We start from the raw sequence: 18,618 nt of genomic DNA on the forward strand, positions 1-18,618 counted from the left end.
CGTCTGTCCTGATGACCGGGCAGAAGGGACGGCCCTGTCTGCCGTCCGGACCCGTTCCGGACGATGAGGAGGCATCGTGTCCGAGGCCCCGTCCTTTTCGCGCCCCACAATCCGTCGTCTTTCCGGCCATCTCATTGACCTGATCGCAGCCGGCGAGGTCATTGAACGCCCCGCTGCCGCTCTCAAGGAACTGGTAGAGAACGCCGTTGATGCTGGCGCAACCCGCATCGTGGTCGCCCTGCGTGCAGGCGGGACGGACCGGATCGACGTCACCGACAATGGCTGTGGCATGACCCCGGCCGAACTGGAATTGGCCGTCGAGCGGCACTGCACCTCCAAGCTTCAGGATGAACGCCTCGTCCAGATCCGCACGCTGGGTTTTCGGGGCGAGGCTCTGCCCTCCATCGGCGCCAGCGCGCGCCTGTCCATCACGTCCCGCACACCGGAGTCAGACACTGCCTGGTGTATCCGCGTCGATGGCGGTGTCATTACCCCACCACAGCCTGCATCCGGTCCGGTTGGTACGCGCATCGTCGTGACAGACTTGTTCTTTGCCACCCCAGCGCGTCGCAAATTCCTCAAAAGTGCGCGTGTCGAGAGCGGCCATGCCGAATCCGTCATGCGCCGTCTGGCCCTGTCCGCACCCCATTGCGCCATGCGTGTTCTGCTGGACGACAAGGTGCTGTTCGATCTGCCGGAACAGAGCCCCATCGCGCGTACGGCCGCTGTTCTGGACACGACGCCAGACACGCTGATTCCGCTGGATGAACAGCGCGGGGCCGTGCGTCTGTCTGGCTTCGCCTGCGGGCCGGCCCGCACCCGCGCGACCGGGTCAGGCCAGTTCATTCTGGTCAACAACCGCCCGGTCACGGACCCGATGCTGCGCACAGCCATCCGTGTCGCCTACCGCCCCGTGATCGAGCGTGGCCGCTTCCCGGTCATGGCGCTGCACCTGAAAGTGCCGCTGGAACGCCTGGATGTGAACGTGCATCCTGCCAAGACCGAACTGCGCTTTGCTGATGAAGCCGAAATCCGGTCTCTCGTGATTGGCGGTCTGGGCCGGGCTTTGGGGCACGGCTCGAATGGCGGTGGCGGCATTCATGCAAGCTTCGGTTCGCGGCCGTCCATCGTCTATCCGCCCCGCCCGCCGGAGCCGCGGGACGCACCGGCCTCTGTTCCGCTACAGGGCAGCCTGCCGACCGGGTACGCCCCGCGCTCCTCGCCTTTGCCGGAGACCACTCCGCCTCTGGCCCGACCGGGTTTTGCGGAAACGGACCCCGCTTTTGCCCCCGCTGCCCGTGCTCCACAGCAGCCGGAAGCCCTCGATCCTGCATTCCCGCTCGGTGCCGCCATCGCGCAGGTTTTTGACACATACATCCTGGCTCTCGCACCTGATGGTGACCTCGTCCTCGTGGACCAGCATGCCGCCCATGAGCGTCTGACCCATGAGCGCCTGCGCGAACAATATGCCAGCGGTGGGACATTGCGATCGCAGGCCCTGCTTCTGCCGGAAGTGGTGGACCTGCCCCGTCGTGAAGCGGAAGCCCTCATGGCGCGCGCGGAGGATCTTTCAAAGCTCGGGATTGATCTTGAATCTTTCGGTCCCGGCAGCGTGCTGCTGCGCTCGGTTCCCGCTCTTCTGGGGGCACAGGACATTCAGGGGCTTCTGAAAGACGTTGCCGACGAACTGGCCAGCGATCCGGATCTGGACCCTGCAGGTACGGGAAGTCTTTCACATCATCTGGATGCCATTCTGGCGCGGATGGCATGTCACGGCAGCATCCGCGCAGGTCGTCGTCTCAAGCCTGAGGAAATGGATGCCCTGTTGCGCGAGATGGAACTGACACCGCGTGCAAATACTTGCTCGCATGGACGGCCAACATGGCTCAAACTGACGCGGCGGGAACTTGAACGTCTTTTCGGGCGCGTTAAATAACACGCAGGGTTGAAGAGTGGTTTCTTGCAACACCATGTTAGGACCAGCGGCGATCACTTTGGCGGCAGGAAAGACAACAGAATGTCAGCGTCACTAAAAGGCAGTTCCGAGGTCAGTAACGCCTCGCTCATCCACTCCCTCCGCGCCATTGTAGGCGCGCGACATGTCCTGACGAAGCCGAGCGCGACCTACCGTTTTCGCAAAGGTTTCCGCTTCGGCATGGGTGACGTTGTTGCGGTGCTTCAGCCGGGGAGTCTGGTCGAACTGTGGCGCGCCGCAAAGCTCTGTGCCGAAACGGGCCGGATCATCATCATGCAGGCCGCCAATACCGGCCTGACCGGTGGCTCTACCCCGGATGGGAACGATTATGACCGTGACGTGGTCATCATCAGCACGAACCGTCTGGACGGCATTCACCTGATCGGTCAGGGCAAGCAGGTCGTCTGCCTGCCGGGCTCGACCCTGCATGATCTGGAAGAAAAACTGGCTGCGATTGGCCGTGAGCCTCATTCCGTGATTGGTTCGTCCTGTATCGGCGCCTCGGTTCTGGGTGGTGTGAGCAACAATTCCGGCGGCGCGCTGGTACAGCGTGGACCGGCCTTCACCGAGATGGCTCTGTTCGGCCAGATGGGTGAGGACGGCAAGCTCCACCTCGTCAACCATCTCGGCATCCGTCTTGAAGGCAATCCCGAGCAGATTCTTGCCGCCGTACAGGCCGGTCAGCTTCCGGAAAGCGCCATCGACTGGAAAGCCGGTCGTGGTCACGACGAGAACTATGCCACCCATGTCCGCGACGTGGACGCCGACACTCCAGCCCGTTTCAATGCCGATCCCAACCGCTGGTACGAAGCCGCCGGCTGTGCGGGCAAGCTGGTCGTGTTTGCTGTCCGTCTCGACACGTTCGAAGCCAACAAGAATCCGGGCGTGTTCTATATCGGGACGAACAACACATCCGACCTTGAAGACCTCCGCCGTCACGCCTTGACCCATTTCGACGAACTGCCGATCGCTGGTGAATACCTGCACCGCGATGCGTTCAATATTGCCGAAAAATACGGCAAGGACACCTTCGCGGTCATCCGCTATTTCGGCACGAAATACCTGCCGATGTTCTTCTCCATGAAGTCCCGGTTCGACGTTTTCGCGCAGCGCCTGCCATTCCTGCCGGATCATTTCAGCGATCTGGCAATGCAGTTTATCAGCCGCTTTCTGCCGAAACAGCTTCCCCAGCGCATGTGCGACTACCGCGACCGCTTCGAGCATCACCTGATGCTCAAGGTCTCCGCCCATATGACCGGACCCGTCCGCGCCTATCTGGAGCAGTGGGCCTCAAGCACGGGTGGCGCCTTCTTCGAATGTACGCCGGATGAAGGCACACGTGCCTTCCTTCACCGCTTTGCCGCAGCCGGTGCCGCCGTGCGTTACCGTGCGGTCCACACGAAAACCGCTGAAGACATCGTGGCGCTCGACGTTGCCCTGCGCCGTAACGACCGTGAGTGGTTCGAGGTCCTTCCCAAGGAAATCGAGGACCGGATCATCGTCAAGCTCTATTACGGCCACTTCTTTTGCCACGTGATGCATCAGGATTACGTGGTCAAGAAGGGCTACAACGCCATGAAGGTGGAGCATGACATGCTTCCCGGACTGGATGCTCGTGGTGCGCGCTATCCGGCCGAACATAATGTCGGCCACCTCTACAAGGCCCCTGAGGAAATGGTCGAGCATTACCGCAGCCTCGATCCCTGCAACTGCTTCAACCCCGGCATTGGTCTGGCGACGAAGAAGCGGAACTGGGTTGCCGAGAGCGTCTGATGCGCTCCCGGTTTGGCTCTTCGTCAGAATGCGGCGGTCAGGTTCATGTTGAAGGACCGCCCCATTCCCGGCAACGGCCCCAGAATACCCGTGGCATCGTAATCTCCCAGCGAGAGCCCGCCGAGCGGCAGGTAGTATCGCTGGTTCAGCACATTCGCCAGTTCGGCATTGAGCGTGAAATACCGCCAGCGATAGCTTCCCCCAAGCCCCAGCAGCGCATAGCCCGGCGTGCGGGGCTCGTTGCGCAGCCAGTCCACGGTATCCTTGGACTTCACGAACGTTACTTCCACGCGTCCTGTCCAGTTTTCATACGTTTCGTGCAGCCCGATCACGCCATTCGCCGGCATCTGGTGATACAGCCCCGAATGTGTCACCAGATCCACGCCGCGCACCCAGTTGATATTTCCGACAAGCTCTCCGCGACCATAGGCCGGCCTGTCCCAAAGACGCACGGACTCTGAGGCGTTGATGCCATAGCTCTGGGCATTGTGGTTGACGAAACCCAGCATCGACAGCCCGTTCGAGAAGCTCCCCAGCCGCCGGACATTAATGTAGTTGTGGGTGTAGGTATAAAACGGCTGGATCTTCAGGTCCCAACGCCGTGTGGTTTCCGGATCGTGCCAGTCCACCGTCACGCTGGCCGTATTGGCAACTTCGGGAGACAGGTCCAGGTTCCCCACATAGCCGTTGCCGTCGCCAAACCAGCCGATCATTCGCGTCGCCATGCTGCCCATACCCCAGGCATAGCGCTCATACAGGTTCGGTGAGCGCGTCTTGCGGGCATAGCCCCCTTCAATGGACAGACTGTCCAGCGGCTTCCACCGCCCCGTTGCCGTGACATCGAAATTAACGTCCGTCCGGCCGCGTGACGCCTTGTTGAATGTCTCGGCTGCGGCAGCATCCGCCATCGACATCATGCTGCTCCAGGAATAGGGGGCGACCTTCCCCGTATTCATCATCACCACATCATTGCGGAACCCGAGCTGCGTGGAAAAGCGCGGCAGCCACTGCGCATCCCATTCCGCGAAATGCCCCAGCCGGTCCCGATGGCCGTTATTGATGTTATGATAGGTGCCAGGCCCCATCATCATGCTTCCCTGCAAAGGCGGCCACCAGTCATTCAGCCCGTTATGATCGAAGGAGCTGCCCAGCTTCAGCGTGTGTTTCAGCCCGAGCGGAATGGTCGCCTTGATCGCATAGGCCGCCGTCCGCGCATCCGTGTTCATCGGCATACCCGTGGTCGCGCTGTGACCGCCTTTGTCCGAGAGCATGTCCATGACATGCGTCACCCGCTGCCAGGATCCGCGCACATCCAGCGTGCCCCAGTTGAAGTCGCCCTTGTACTTGCCGTTCACGAAGGTCGAACGGTTGTTCGTCATGTCCATATACTGGTTGGGAAAGCCCTCATACGGGATGTCCTGCTGACCGAACGTCAGGGCCAGCAGATGATTGGCTTTCTTCACGCCCAGCGTCACCGCATGGTTGAAGCTCAGGTAATCCGTGGACCGCACACGCTGACCGTTTCCGCCGGCCTGATAGTCGCTGGCATGGGAATAAGACGCCGTATAGCGCAGACTAAACATGTCATTGGCGACCGTCAGGGATCCGGAAGCGCCCGAGCCGCCACCGTTGCTGCGATAATCGCCACGGACATGCCCCGTTACGAGAATATCGCCTGCCTTGGCGAACAGCGGGTCCTTCCGTTCGATCTCCACGGTGCCGCCGATACTGTCCCCGCCCAGACTGACAGGCGTAATGCCTGCAATCGCCACAGCATGCGAAACGCTGTCCGGATCGACATAGGACATGGCCGGGTTCATATGGTTCGGGCAGGCCGCGTCAATCCGCATTCCGTCCACGAGTGTCGCTACCCGGTCATCGGCCATGCCGTTCAGGACGGGCAGGGCAGAAACTCCCCCTGCGGAATAGGTGCTGTAGCCCAGCGCATGATCCAGAAGATGCGCCGTATCCGCGCTGGTCGTCCGGGGCTGGCGCATGCCGATGACGCTCAACTGTTCGGCCTTGCCAGCTTCAACCGACACTGGCGGAGAAGCATCATCTTGTGCAGACGCCTCTGGAAAAGCGCTCAGGGAAAAAGCGATAGCGGCAAGAAGCGTGCAGGCACGGCATGCGCTTCCGCCTTCACGGACGCTGAAGAGAGGGAGCATGATCCACATCCTCGACTGGTCTGAAAACCCAGTCACGGCGGATCACGCCCTGAAAACCCGCTTCAGAAAAGCAGATCGCAGAACCCTTCATCCTCCGCCATGACCACGATGGAGTTCAGATGAGGCAGGGAGGACCTCGGGAAGGGGGAAGCAGACGCTGGATCGCCGGCGGCGCACGTGGCGCGCCCGGTTTCTGCCGGATCCGGCGTCCGACGGTTCCACAACCCGGCATGACAGGCAGGCTGGCAAGAATAACCGCCAGAAGCTGCAACAGAGGGCAGAGCGGGCAACTGCCATCATGGGAATGGTGGTGAGAATGATGCCCGGCCATCATGCCCGGCATTGGTGCCGCCATCACTGCGGGTGACGGTGCAATGTCGATTCCCGTCAGGCGCTCGATCGTCGCCCGCGGGCTTTCTTCGGGATAGGCACATCCCTGAAGGACAAGCTGCCCTAGAAATCCCAGCAATACCGCGACGATGACCGCAAGCGCACAGGCGCGGGACCGTCGGGTTGAAGGGAAAGGAAGGGCAGACATGATGCCCGCATCTGGCGCCCGCGCCACGGGCCGGTCAAGGGAGCAGAATACGGCCCATCCCTATATTTCCGCCGGTTTTCAGCTGATGACGATTAGTGCAGCGGCTTCTGCCGACCCGTCAGGACATTCCCGGCCGAAGCCGCGGCAATGCACAGCACGCCCATCCAGCGCATGATGGACAGCGCCTCATGCAGGAAAATGAATCCTGAAAGGGCACCAAGCATCGGCTCCATGCTCAGCAAGATCCCCAGATCACGCGGGCTCAGGTTCCGCATGGCCATCATGTCCAGGATATAAGGCACCGCCGAGGACAGGACCGCAACGCTCAGCGCGGCACCGCCCTGCCAGGGATGGGCCAGAACCGTCGGGATCGTCGGGATCAGGCAGGGCAGCAGGATGATCGCCGCCGTGCTCATGCCCAGAGTGGTCGCAACGGGCGCAGGAAACATCCTGCCCATCCGTGTGCCCGTCAGGATATAGACCACCCAGCCGCACCCGCTTAGAAGAGCTGCCGCTACGCCGAACAGGTTGAGCGATGACAGGCCGACCGTCGCGCCTTCCGGCCGCAGCAGCAGAAAGAGCCCCAGAACCACAAGCCCGGCCCAGCACAGATCCAGCCATCGGCGGGACCCGACCAGTGCCAGCGTCAGAGGACCTGTGAACTCAAGGGCGACAACAACGCCGAGCGGCAGCCGGACAAGCGCCACATAAAAACAGAAGTTCATGACCGCAACAGATGCGCCATAGGGCAGCAGCAGCTTCACGCGCTCGACCGTCAGGGTCCCCCGCGTTGGTCGCCAAATGGACAGCAGGATCACGGCCGCCAGACACACGCGCAGCCCCACCATGCCGGTCGGACCGAACAGGGGAAACAGCCCCTTTGCCAGCGTTGCGCCGATCTGAAAGGAGGAGATCCCTCCAATCAGACATCCGACGGCCTTGAGCTGGCTATGAGACTCCGTGGTACTGGCCGGTGACGACACGCTCAGACGTCGAGCTCGTCAACGGACCGGGCATGTTCCTGAATGAAGCGGAAACGCAGCTCCGGCTTGCGGCCCATGAGGCTTTCGACACGCTCGCTGGTTGCCAGACGGTCTTCGGCCGGGGTGATGACCCGCAGAAGCGTACGCCGGGCCGGATCCATGGTCGTTTCCTTGAGATCCTTCACCGGCATCTCACCCAGACCCTTGAACCGGGAGACCTCGACCTTCGCATTCGGCTTGAAATCGGCCTTGATGCGCCGGACACGGTCCTGATCGTCCATCGCATAGACCGTCTTGGGTCCATGCGTGATGCGATAGAGCGGCGGCTGCGCCAGATGCAGATGTCCGTGACGGATCAGTTCCGGCATCTCGCGATAGAAGAACGTCATCAGAAGCGAGGCAATATGCGCCCCGTCCACGTCGGCATCCGTCATGATGATGACGCGCCCGTAGCGCAGGCGGCTGATGTCGAAAGACGCTCCGATGCCGCAACCCAGAGCTTCCGTCAGATCGCGGAGTTCCTGATTGGCCCGTAACTTGTCCGTTGTCGCGGAGGCCACGTTGAGGATCTTCCCCCGCAGCGGCAGTACGGCCTGCGTCTCACGGTCACGGGCCTGACGTGCCGAACCACCGGCCGATTCGCCCTCCACCAGGAACAGTTCCGTTTCCGCCGCATTTTCGCGCGTGCAATCCGTCAGCTTGCCCGGCAGACGCAGCTTGCGCGTCGCGCTCTTGCGGGCCGTGTCCTTGACCTCACGGCGGCGCAGGCGCTCTTCCGCCCGCTCCACCATGAACGCCAGCAGGGTGTCAGCTTGCTGCGGATTGCCGCCCAGCCAGTGATCCACACGGTCACGCAGTGCGCCTTCGACCAGCCGTGAAGCCTCCTGAGAGGTCAGCTTGTCCTTGGTCTGGCCCTGGAACTGTGGATCGCGGATAAAGACCGACAGTTTGGCGGCCACGGAACCAAGCACGTCCTCGGCCGAAATCGCTGCGGCCCGTTTGACCTTGCGCTGGTCGCCCCAGGCGCGAAGTCCCTTGACCAACGCCGCCCGGAACCCGGCCTCATGCGTGCCACCCTGCGGCGTGGGAATCGTGTTGCAGAACGACGACAGCGAGGCCGTACCGCTCTCAAGGAAAGCCACCGCCCATTCCACGCGGCCACCCGTACGGCCGTCTGCCGCAATCGGCAGTTCGACGTCACCAGCCCAGATCGGCGTCAGCAGATCCGGATCAGGCCCGAGTTCTGCCGAAAGGGCGTCTTCCAGACCGTTGGGGAACTGGATGGTGGCCTCGACCGGCGTCTCGTCTCCGGCCTTGATGAGGGAGGGCTCGCACTTCCACTGGATCGTCACCCCCCGGAACAGCGCGGCCTTGGAGCAGCACATCCGGTAGAGGCGCGCAGGGGAGAAATGATGATTGCCGAAGATTTCCGGATCGGGCGTGAAACGCACCGTCGTGCCGCGGCGGTTGGGCGCATTGCCAACTTCCGCCAGCGGCGCCAGCGAGACACCGCGCACGAAGTCCTGCCGGTACAGCGTACGGTCCCGCGCGACCTCGACTTCCAGCTTCTCGGACAGCGCATTGACGACCGAACTTCCGACGCCATGCAGGCCGCCGGAGGTGTCATAGGCCTTGCCGGAGAACTTTCCGCCCGCATGCAGCGTGGTGAAAATCACTTCAAGCGCGGATTTCTTGGGAAATTTCGGATGGGGATCGGTCGGAATACCACGGCCATTGTCGCGCACCATGAGCGTGCGCGGGCCTTCCAGCCGGACGTCGATGGTCGTGGCGTGCCCGGCCACTGCCTCATCCATCGCGTTATCAAGGATTTCGGAGGCCAGATGATGATACGCGGTATCATCCGTGCCGCCGATATACATGCCCGGACGGCGCCGGACGGGCTCAAGCCCTTCCAGCACCTCGATGTCGTGGGCGCCATATTCCGTGTCGACCGTCCCCTTGCGGGTACCGCCGGCCCGGGTTTTGCCTGTCTTTCCTGACTCGAACAGATCGCTCATGTCTGCGTTGTCGCCGTCCCGTCACGGAACGTCAAGCGAACGCTTCGCAACAGGATCAGAGAGTGGCTCAGGCGCGGTTCGTGCGACGGGTGGTGGCCCGCTTCGTTACGCCCTTGCGGGAGTGGCGGTCCACCGTGGCCGGGGCTTCGCAGCTCTCATAGGAGGCCGGCTGGGCCACGTCCTTGGCTTCAGCGTAATGCGCCAGGTCGGACGCGGTTTCCAGCGCGTCGATCTCATCGAACATGGCTTCGCGCTGCTGGCAGAAAACCGTGCCGGATTTCAGACCACCCAGCGACTGGATGTCGGCAAGCTGCGTGATGTAGTCGTCATGCTCGACCTGGGCGCGACGGCCATAGGTCGTGCGGAAATAGCTGTTCAGACGCTCATCGGCGCTCAGCAGGGCCGGGCGGAACTTGCCGACGAAGGCATTGTAACGCTCCTGCGCCTTGCAGGACAGCGCCGTCACCATCAGCTCGGATTTCAGGCCGGCCACATCGAAAGCTTCGTGAGCGGGCGAATTGCCACAATCCGCAGCACGGGCGGACAGGGGATGAACGGCAGCAAGCGTAGCGCAGGAAAGCCCGACAGCAAGCAGGCTCTTGAAGGAACGACGAAAGATCGACGGCATTGACAGACTCCACAAGACCGGATCGACCGGCCACAACCACTGGAACAGACTACCCGCGGTCGACCCCCTGCGAAAGCTGATTCTGCGTCTGAGGAACGTGCGGCAAGCCCTTAATCCGAAACATGATTTCGTGGCAGAAAATGGGCGCATACCCTCTCAACACCAATTTATCCGCCATCAGGCATAAAATACCGTCAAAATGGCCGCTGTCCCTTCACGCAGTCTTTCGCCCCGTGCTGTCCTGTTCTACATCCGAACGTCTGTCCGCCGTGAAAACGCGGCATGTCCAGTCACGATGCGTTGGAGTTGACCGTGCGTCTGCGAGGTTCTGCCATTACCCTGGGTTCGGCACTTGCCGTATCCCTGCTTCTCTCCGGTTGTGCCCAGCAGCCGATCGTCCAGCGTTCCGTGGCTCCGAATCCCTTCGGCTACCAGCGGACCTCCGCTGTCTGTCACGTCTCCGCCGTCAAGAAGGCCGCTGACGGGACAATGAGTGTCGACATGACGGTCCGCAGCGATGACGGACTGTGCTCCATCGCCATCCAGAAGCCGATGGGTGGTAACTATGCCTCCTTCGGCGTCAGCCCGGCGCCGACACACGGCAAGGCCTTCCTCTATAATTACGATGGCAAGACCTACGTGGATTACACGCCGGCTACGGCCTATGCCGGAACGGATTCGTTCACGGCCGAGCTGATCCCTGGTGGTGGCCAGAAGCGTGAACACCTGACGATCCACGCCACGGTCGATGCAACAGGGGTTGTCGTTCCGAAGCCGCCTGCCGTTGTCGCCCCGGCACCGACCAAGACGACCGCCAAGAAGGCGACTGTCCGTCACACGGTGCGCCGCAAGAAATAAGCGTTCATCCCGCTAGATGGATCCAAAAGGGCGGAGAGAGACCTCTCCGCCCTTTTTTCATGCCCGACAGATATAAAAAAACCGGCAGTCTCACAGGAGACCGCCGGCTGACCGGATCGCGGATAGAACGCCCTACTTGAAGTCGATTTCCACCCGGCGGTTCTGGGGCTCGCGGGTGTTGGGACCGGTAACCACCAGCGGGTGGCTCTCGCCAAAGCCCTGCGTCGTGATCAGCCCGGCTGCCACACCATCACGCACCAGCTCTTCCTTGACCGTGTTCGCACGACGCTGCGAGAGCGCCATGTTGTAGGCCTCGCCACGGTGTCCCGGATGGGCAGCCGACGTGTCGGTATAACCGCTGACTTCGATATGCGTGACCTGCACGGATGTGGAATTGCGTGCCGCAGCAGCCACCACAGCCTTGGCACGGGCGCTCAGCTCAGCAGAATCCCAGTCGAAGAACACCAGATAGGTGCGGGTGGGGGCCGGGGCAGGGATTGGCATGGGAGCTGCAACCGGCTTCGGCGGCGGGGGCGCCGGATTGAACTCGTAGCGCAGCCCCAGCATCAGCGAATGATTGAAGTCCGTTCTGGTATCGCGGTTGCCACTGGAAACCCCGAATTCCTTAGTCTTGTCCCAGCCACCATAGATACCGGTCGCCGTGGCATGATGCCCGTTCGGGCCCATCAGCGTGTAGAACCGGTATTCCGCCGTGGCCGAAAGACCCACGACCCAGGGAACAGGGAAGGACAGGCCGAAGATGCCCTGATAGGCAAAGTTCCCGGTCGTGCCGCCCACATGCTGGTCAAAGGCGCCGTTCGGAGCATGAACATAGGTGTTCATCGCCTGCCAGCCATAGCCGATACCGGCACCAAAATATGGGAAGACCCAGGACTTGCCGATATCCATGTCGAACAGGGCATTGGCCATGACGCCATAACCCTGCTGACGGCCACCAACGGAAGACGGGAAGGTGCTGGAGCGGAACTGCTGCAGACGATTGTTGCGGTAATTGCCCTCAACTTCGACCCGGAAACCATTTCCAAGCCCATAGCCCAGGCTGCCAATACCGGTTACGCCGGCTTGGTAGTGGTCACGACCGCTCGGAAAAACAGGGGACAGGCGTGCGGTCTGGTCCTGATTGAAGCTCGCACCGCCTTCACCTGCAACATACAGGCCTTTGACGGGCTGTGCGGTTGCGGCACCCATGACGAGCATCGAAACGCCTGCAGTGAACCCGGCGCGGGTAAGCCAGGTCCTGACAACGGATCGTTGCGTCATGTCCATTTCTCTCCAACCAGCCAAATCTGCCAACCTTATCTGTGTGTGTTCTTGCCGAAAGCTCGGACGATGGCAACGCATCACACAGCACAATGCCGCATCATGCGGTTTTCTTTATGGCAGGTTCGCCATGTGCTGTGTCTTCCCTCCCACAGTTTATGCCTCTTCGTCCAGATCGAGGCGCCGTGATCCGAGCGTCCGCTCCACAGGCTGGGAGACATCCCGCATCTCCAGTTCGATGATCCACAGGTCCGGGTCATATTTCTTCTGGCGCTCCAGATAGGCGTCCACGCTGGCCGGATCGTGGGCGTCCACGCGGGCCCAGTCGGAGCCGTCTTCCCGCAGGACACCGAGTCCCCCCGAACGGTCGGTCAGGACGATCAGAACCGCACCGGCATCTTCGTCACCTTTCTTCAGGACCATGGCAGACGTGCCGTCCGAGGAAATACGGCGCAGGACGGCCCGTACCCAGAGTCCCGTTTTCAATCGTGCGCCCATGACTGTTTCCGTTCATCCTGCAAGGTTAGTGGAGGGGCGCGCTGTTCTCGTCAGGAACAGACTCCAGAGCCGCCCTGTAGGCGGCGGGGGAAGACAGCAGTGCCCTCGCTGCGTCCATGTCGGCGTCCGAACCGATGGCGGCCGGACAGTGCTTCCGGATTTCGAGAATTTTCGAAACCGGAACCGGGTAACGGGCCGCGCGCGCCATCTGCACGGCTTCGGCCTGCAGGGTGTTTCCCTGCTTGAGCGCAGAGATCTGGGCCTGCAGGGAGTCCGTGCCGAGTGACGTACAGATTTGCGGCATGACACCCAGCCCCTGGATCGGCCAGCCGAGCGGGGCTTGGTTGCGACTCCACGTCACGAAAAGTTCGCCGCCATTCGGCATCTGTCCGATCACCTGCACGAGTCCCTTGCCCAGCGTCTCGCTGCCAATCACGACGGCGCGGCGATGATCGGCCAGGGCGGAGGCCAGGATTTCAGCCGCGCTTGCTGTCCGTCCATCCACGAGAATTGCCACGGGTGTGCCATTGGTCATGTCCCCACCCTGAACGGCCCAGATATGGTTGGCCAGAGGGTTTCGGCCATGCGTGGTCACGGCAACCCCGTGATCCAGCAGCAGGGCTGCTGTGGTCACGGCCTGCTGGAGAACGCCGCCACGGTCCCCGCGCAGATCGATGATGATCCCCGCGGCCTTCTTCCTGTCTGCGGGCTGTGAGGGGGCATCCGGCGTTGGCTCGTCCACGACCTGATCAATGTACTGGCTGATTTCTTCGGCCGTCTGGGTCGAAAAGGAGGTGACGCGCAGAACGGTGAAGGGTCCGTCCGTTGAAGCAAACACGGTTTCGGGGGGCACCTGCGCGCGCTCCAGCCGAACGGTCGTCGTCCGGTGTCCCTTCGCGGCGATTCCCAGTGTCACTGCCGTATGTTCGTCACCATCCAGCCATGCCTGGACCGTGGCGACATCCTGACCGCGCGTCGTCCGCCCGTTGACGGAGACCAGACGCTCCCCCATGTCCACGCCAGCTTCCCAGGCGGGGCCGTTGGCGTTGACGGCGGTGATCACGATCGTCCGGCCGCTCTGTCCCAGACTCAGGCCGACCGTTCCCGTATTGCCGGTTCGTCGCGTGCGGTCCGACATGGCGGGCGAGGGGCCAAGATAGCGGGAATAGGGGTCAAGATGATTGAAAAGCTCGTCAAAGAAACCCTGCAAAAGGGCATCTGATCCGGCGTTGCGCAGAATCGAGGAGTGCTGCCAGGCTTCCTGCATGGCCGCCGTCACCAGATCGGCCCAGGCGCCGTTGCTGTCTGCGGCAGGCATGGTCCGGCTGAATATGACCGCCTGTCCCTGAAGGACGTTCAGTATGGCAGGGGCATGTGCAGACGCGTCAGCAGTTTTTTCCGCTGCCATGGCAGTTCCCGGAGTATGCGCTGTTGTTGGCTCCAAAGCTGCAGACTGCGTTTCGGTAACGGACAGCGTCGGGTCAATGGCTGTCAGACCATCCAGCCCCCAGACACAGAAATCCCGCGCGGAATGGGCCTCAAGCGTACGTGGCTCCAGGAAGCCGAGGGCTGCAACCAGAACCTCCCGTGTGACGGAGGTTGAAAATGCGGGTGGGACAGGTGTGGGCGTGGCGGCGGAGGCGGCCTGCCCGGAGGCTCCCCCGGCAGCGGGAGCCGGCTGTGATCTTGCGGATCCTGTCGGGGCCACCAGAAGAAACATGCAGACCACCAGACACAGGGCCGGGTGACATGCCGCCTCGCGGCTGCGCGGCATGAAAAAGGTCATAGGGCGGACGGCATGACGCAAGACGGGGTCCTTGGAGACGGGACGGCAAAAAACGGCTGCTCCCGTAACGTGACCACGCCACAAACTTCAGCCACGGTAAAGACTTGCCAGACCGAATGTGGGGTCGGGAGTGTCATCTGGCAACACTGCCGACCCGATCTGTTCTCAGTCTTCCGACGACGTGTCGGAGACAGTCTTACGCTTCCGCGGCGTTGTGGTTTTCGTCTTTGTGGCGGTTTTGGCCGGACTGCGCTTTGTTGCCTTCTTCGGAGCCGCCTCATCACCTTCCGCAGACGCAACGGCTTTCTTGGCCTTCGCAGCTTTTGGAGCGGCTTTTTTGGTTGAAGATTTTTTTGCGCCACCTTTCAGTGGTTTGCCCTTTTCCGCCAGAAGCGCCACGGCCTCATCCAGCGTGACCTCCTCCATATCCTGCCCCTTCGGCAGATTGGCGATCAGCTGGCCATGCTGCGCGTATGGACCAAACCGTCCCTTGCGGATCATGACCGGCTCGCCGTCTTTCGGATGCGGCCCCAGATTGCGGATGGAGGCCAGTTTCTTGGCCAGCGCATCCACGGCCCGGTTCAGCCCGACCGTCAGGACGTCATCGTCCTTGTCGAGCGTGCCATAGATGGCACCCATCTTCACATAGGGCCCGAAGCGCCCCAGACCGGCCTCGATCTTCTCGCCTGTCTCGGGGTGAAGCCCGACCAGACGCGGCAGGGACAGCAGTCCCAGCGCCTGTTCCAGCGTCATGGTGTTGCCGTCGAGCCCCTTGGGAATGGTCGTCCGCTTAGGCTTGGCCTTCTTGTCCTCGGGGTTCGGCTCTCCGCGCTGGATATACAGACCGTAAGGTCCGCGGCGGATTGTGACGTCCTCACCGGTCTCCGGATCCTGCCCCAGAACTTTAGGGCCGTCGTTCAGCCCTTCGGTATCGCCTTCCTCGGCCACCAGACGACGGGTGAACTGGCAGGTCGGGTAGTTCGAACAGCCGATGAAGGCGCCGAACTTGCCCAGTCGCAGGCCCAGCCGCCCGGTTCCGCAGGAGGTGCAGACGCGCGGATCGGCGCCATCAGGACGTGGCGGGAAGAAATGCGGCCCAAGATCCTCGTCCAGCGCGTCGATGACGTCCGAGATCTTCAGATCCTTGGTCTGTGCGACGGCGGCCGAGAAGTCGTGCCAGAAAGCGGCCATGACATCGTGCCAGTCGGCCCGACCGCCCGAAATGTCATCGAGCTGCTCTTCGAGCGAGGCCGTGAAGCCCGTATCGACATAGCGTTCGAAGAACGAGGTCAGGAACGCCGTCACCAGACGGCCGCGATCCTCAGGAACGAAGCGCCGTGCGTCCAGACGCACATAATTGCGGTCCCGCAGCACACCGAGAATGGAGGCATAGGTCGAGGGACGGCCAATGCCGATCTCTTCCATTTTCTTGACGAGCGAGGCTTCCGAATAACGCGGCGGCGGCTGAGTGAAGTGCTGTTCGGCTTCCACAGCCCCCGTCGTCAGGCGATCGCCTTCCTTCATAGGCGGCAGAAGCTTGCCGTCCTCGTCCTCGGCCTTCGTGTCGTCACGGCCTTCGATATAGAGCTTGAGAAAGCCGTCAAACGCGATGGTCGAGCCCGTGGCACGTAGAAGCGTCTGGCCGCTCGCATCCGCCAGCGTTACCGCCACCTGATCCAGTTCGGCCGACTGCATCTGCGAGGCGACGGAACGCTTCCAGATCAGCTCGTAAAGCTTCTTCTGCTCCGGCGTCAGGGCATGGGCGACCTGCTGCGGTGTGAGGAACACATCCGTCGGGCGGATGGCCTCATGGGCCTCCTGCGCATTCTTGGCCTTGGTCGAATAGCTGCGCGGATAATCCGGAACGTATTCGTCACCAAACGCCTTGCCGATATGCCCGCGAATGGACCCGATGGCTTCCTTTGCCATCGTCACGCCATCGGTCCGCATATAGGTGATCAGACCGGTGGTCTCGCCACGCAGATCCACACCTTCATAAAGCTGCTGGGCCGTGCGCATCGTGGTCTGCGCGCTCATGCCGAGCTTGCGCGAGGCTTCCTGCTGCAGGGTCGACGTCGTGAAGGGCGGGGGAGGATTGCGCTTGGTGCGCTTGCGCTCGACGGAGCGGACCGTGAACTGTCCACCCAGAACGGTGTCGCGTGCGCCGAAAGCCAGCTGCTCGTTGTTCAGGTCGAACTGGTCGAGCTTCTCGCCCTTCAAATGCGTCAGCCGCGCCTGAAACGCAGCCTTGCCCGGTGTCGTGAAGCCGCCGGTGACGGTCCAGTATTCCTTGGGGCGGAAGACTTCAATCTCGGCTTCGCGCTCGCAGATCAGGCGCAGAGCAACGGACTGCACACGGCCCGCACTCCGGCTGCCCGGCAGCTTGCGCCACAGGACGGGAGAAAGCGTGAAGCCTACCAGATAATCCAGCGCGCGACGGGCCAGATAGGCGTCGATCAGCGGACGGTCCAGCTCACGAGGCGCCGCCATCGCAGCCGTGACGGCCGATTTCGTGATTTCGTTGAAGGTGACACGATGGACGTCAACGTTCTTCAGAAGCTTCTTTTCTTCCAGCACGCTGCGGACATGCCAGGAAATCGCTTCGCCTTCGCGATCCGGGTCAGTGGCGAGGTAAAGGTTCTTCGCCCCCTTCAGCGCCTTGGTGATAGCGGAAATCTGCTTGGCGCCGCGCTCGTCCGTCTGCCAGCTCATGGCAAAGTTCTCATCCGGGCGCACGCTGCCGTCCTTGGGCGGCAGATCCCGCACATGGCCGAACGAAGCGAGCACGGTATATCCGCTTCCCAGATACTTGTTGATCGTCTTGGCCTTTGCCGGGCTCTCGACCACCACAACGTCTGTCATCGCCACTCCGGTATTCCGCGTCACTTCAGTTCGGCAGCAACGCCACGCGTCCGCCGGGCACAAACTCCACGACCCCTCCGAGCTCCAGCTCGGCCAGCGTCGCAAGCACTGCCGACACGGAGAACTGGCAGCGGCGCATCACCTCGTCAACTGCTACGGGTGTTACAGATAGAAGCGCACACACCGTTTTCTGGATCACATCCGGATCAATCCAGTCATCTTCCGTCGCCGCCCCCCATGCGACCGAAGGCTCGGAAAACCCCGTCAGAAGCGGGTTGTGGCCTGGTGCGCGCTGCCAGGGCGCCGGCTCACGCGGAGGAAGTTCCAGCGGCAGGGCCTGAAGAATATCACTGATATTTTCTGTCAGTGTCGCCTGGCCCGTTTTCAGTAACTGGTTTCCGCCCCGTGACCGCGGATCCAGCGGCGAACCGGGCACAACCAGAAGTTCACGGTTGTAGGACTGGGCCAGATCAGCGGTGATCAGCGTGCCGGATCCGAGCGTTGCCTCGATGATCAGACAGGCCTGCGACATTCCGGCAATCAGGCGGTTGCGCCGCGGAAAATGGCGGGCCTGGGGCGCAGTGCCCAGCAGCGCTTCCGTCACCAGACAGCCCCTTTCGGCGATCTGCTGCTGCAGGGAGGCGTTCTCGGGCGGATAGACATGATCCAGCCCGCCCGCGATGGCCGCGACCGTCAGCCCAGGATGAAGAGCCGCGGCATGGGCCGCCGAGTCGATTCCCCGTGCCAGCCCGGAAATCACGCACAGTCCGGCATGTGCCATCTCGGCTGAAAGGCTCTCCGCCATCCGGATCCCCGCGGCCGAGGCATTGCGCGCGCCCACGACTCCTACGGAGCGGATCGATAGTTTGCGGACATCTCCAAGGGTGAAAAGGACGGGCGGAGCATCGGGGACGTGCGACAATAGAAGCGGATAGTCCGGCTCGCCGCGGATCAGCATCTTGCCGCCCAGTTTTTCCAGGCGTTCCAGCTCGTCCATCATACGCGAAACGGATGGAATGACCGGGTCTTCCCGACGCCCTGCCTTGCGCATTCGTGCAGGCAGGGCCGTAAGCGCCGCGCCCGCACTGCCATACTGCGTCATCAGTCGCGCAAAGTTGATGGGGCCTACCCCGGGCGTCCGCGCCAGACGAAGTGCGTCGATTCGGTCTGGTGCGGACATAATGGGGAGGGAAGCTGGAAACGCTGTCATAAGATCTTTTTCTTAGGACAGATTCCTTAACAGGTACTTA

The 18,618-nt window shown here is 62.1% G+C and carries 13 protein-coding genes; 3 read left to right on the forward strand and 10 right to left on the reverse strand.

The features are described from left to right. The first annotated feature begins 76 nt into the window (after window positions 1-76). Together mutL and dld are read left to right on the forward strand one after the other, a co-directional pair. Window positions 77-1,936 carry a DNA mismatch repair endonuclease MutL gene (gene mutL / locus GRO01_RS12375; protein ID WP_083541228.1) on the forward strand — a complete coding sequence of 620 codons (1,860 nt, stop codon included), beginning with the start codon at window positions 77-79 and terminating at the stop codon, window positions 1,934-1,936. Between the two features lie 81 nt (window positions 1,937-2,017). Then, window positions 2,018-3,748: a D-lactate dehydrogenase gene (gene dld, locus GRO01_RS12380; RefSeq protein ID WP_062507638.1), complete on the forward strand. Its 1,731-nt coding sequence runs from the start codon at window positions 2,018-2,020 to the stop codon at window positions 3,746-3,748. Window positions 3,749-3,771: 23 nt separating this feature from the next. Here dld and GRO01_RS12385 read toward each other — a convergent pair whose 3' ends face one another. The 5 genes from GRO01_RS12385 to GRO01_RS12405 all read right to left on the reverse strand — a co-directional run bounded on the left by GRO01_RS12385 (window position 3,772) and on the right by GRO01_RS12405 (window position 10,083). Next, the gene (locus tag GRO01_RS12385; RefSeq protein ID WP_174787454.1) at window positions 3,772-5,916 is read right to left on the reverse strand and encodes a TonB-dependent receptor; all 2,145 of its coding nucleotides are present in this window, start codon (window positions 5,914-5,916) and stop codon (window positions 3,772-3,774) included. Window positions 5,917-6,031: 115 nt separating this feature from the next. After that, a complete protein-coding gene (locus tag GRO01_RS12390; protein ID WP_062507718.1) occupies window positions 6,032-6,454 on the reverse strand; it encodes a DUF2946 family protein in 423 nt (140 codons plus the stop codon). Between the two features lie 92 nt (window positions 6,455-6,546). Further along, window positions 6,547-7,437: an EamA family transporter gene (locus tag GRO01_RS12395; protein ID WP_062507640.1), complete on the reverse strand. Its 891-nt coding sequence runs from the start codon at window positions 7,435-7,437 to the stop codon at window positions 6,547-6,549. Between the two features lie 2 nt (window positions 7,438-7,439). Further along, window positions 7,440-9,455, reverse strand: coding sequence for a DNA topoisomerase IV subunit B (parE, locus tag GRO01_RS12400; RefSeq protein ID WP_041111662.1), 2,016 nt, complete (start codon window positions 9,453-9,455; stop codon window positions 7,440-7,442). Window positions 9,456-9,522: 67 nt separating this feature from the next. After that, on the reverse strand, window positions 9,523-10,083 hold the full coding sequence (locus GRO01_RS12405) for a hypothetical protein (protein ID WP_062507642.1): 561 nt from the start codon (window positions 10,081-10,083) through the stop codon (window positions 9,523-9,525). A 312-nt stretch (window positions 10,084-10,395) separates the two neighbouring features. On the opposite strand from GRO01_RS12405, the gene GRO01_RS12410 reads away from it, so the two are divergent. Then, window positions 10,396-10,941 (forward strand): hypothetical protein, encoded by a 546-nt coding sequence (locus GRO01_RS12410; protein ID WP_062507720.1) that lies wholly within the window; start codon window positions 10,396-10,398, stop codon window positions 10,939-10,941. Window positions 10,942-11,073: 132 nt separating this feature from the next. Here the strand turns inward: GRO01_RS12410 and GRO01_RS12415 are convergent, their stop codons facing one another. The 5 genes from GRO01_RS12415 to dprA all read right to left on the reverse strand — a co-directional run bounded on the left by GRO01_RS12415 (window position 11,074) and on the right by dprA (window position 18,578). After that, window positions 11,074-12,222, reverse strand: a complete 1,149-nt coding sequence (locus GRO01_RS12415; RefSeq protein ID WP_062507644.1) for an OmpA family protein — start codon at window positions 12,220-12,222, stop codon at window positions 11,074-11,076. Window positions 12,223-12,378: 156 nt separating this feature from the next. Beyond that, window positions 12,379-12,720 carry a DUF1491 family protein gene (locus tag GRO01_RS12420; protein WP_062507646.1) on the reverse strand — a complete coding sequence of 114 codons (342 nt, stop codon included), beginning with the start codon at window positions 12,718-12,720 and terminating at the stop codon, window positions 12,379-12,381. 25 nt (window positions 12,721-12,745) lie between these two features. Continuing rightward, window positions 12,746-14,494, reverse strand: a complete 1,749-nt coding sequence (locus tag GRO01_RS12425; RefSeq protein WP_231490078.1) for a S41 family peptidase — start codon at window positions 14,492-14,494, stop codon at window positions 12,746-12,748. Between the two features lie 177 nt (window positions 14,495-14,671). Next, complete coding sequence (gene topA, locus GRO01_RS12430; RefSeq protein WP_062507650.1) at window positions 14,672-17,368, reverse strand: type I DNA topoisomerase; 2,697 nt, start codon at window positions 17,366-17,368, stop codon at window positions 14,672-14,674. Between the two features lie 25 nt (window positions 17,369-17,393). Then, window positions 17,394-18,578: a DNA-processing protein DprA gene (dprA, locus tag GRO01_RS12435; protein ID WP_083541231.1), complete on the reverse strand. Its 1,185-nt coding sequence runs from the start codon at window positions 18,576-18,578 to the stop codon at window positions 17,394-17,396. Window positions 18,579-18,618 lie beyond the last annotated feature (40 nt).

Source organism: Gluconobacter roseus NBRC 3990 (assembly GCF_006538885.1).
Taxonomy (GTDB): domain Bacteria; phylum Pseudomonadota; class Alphaproteobacteria; order Acetobacterales; family Acetobacteraceae; genus Gluconobacter; species Gluconobacter roseus.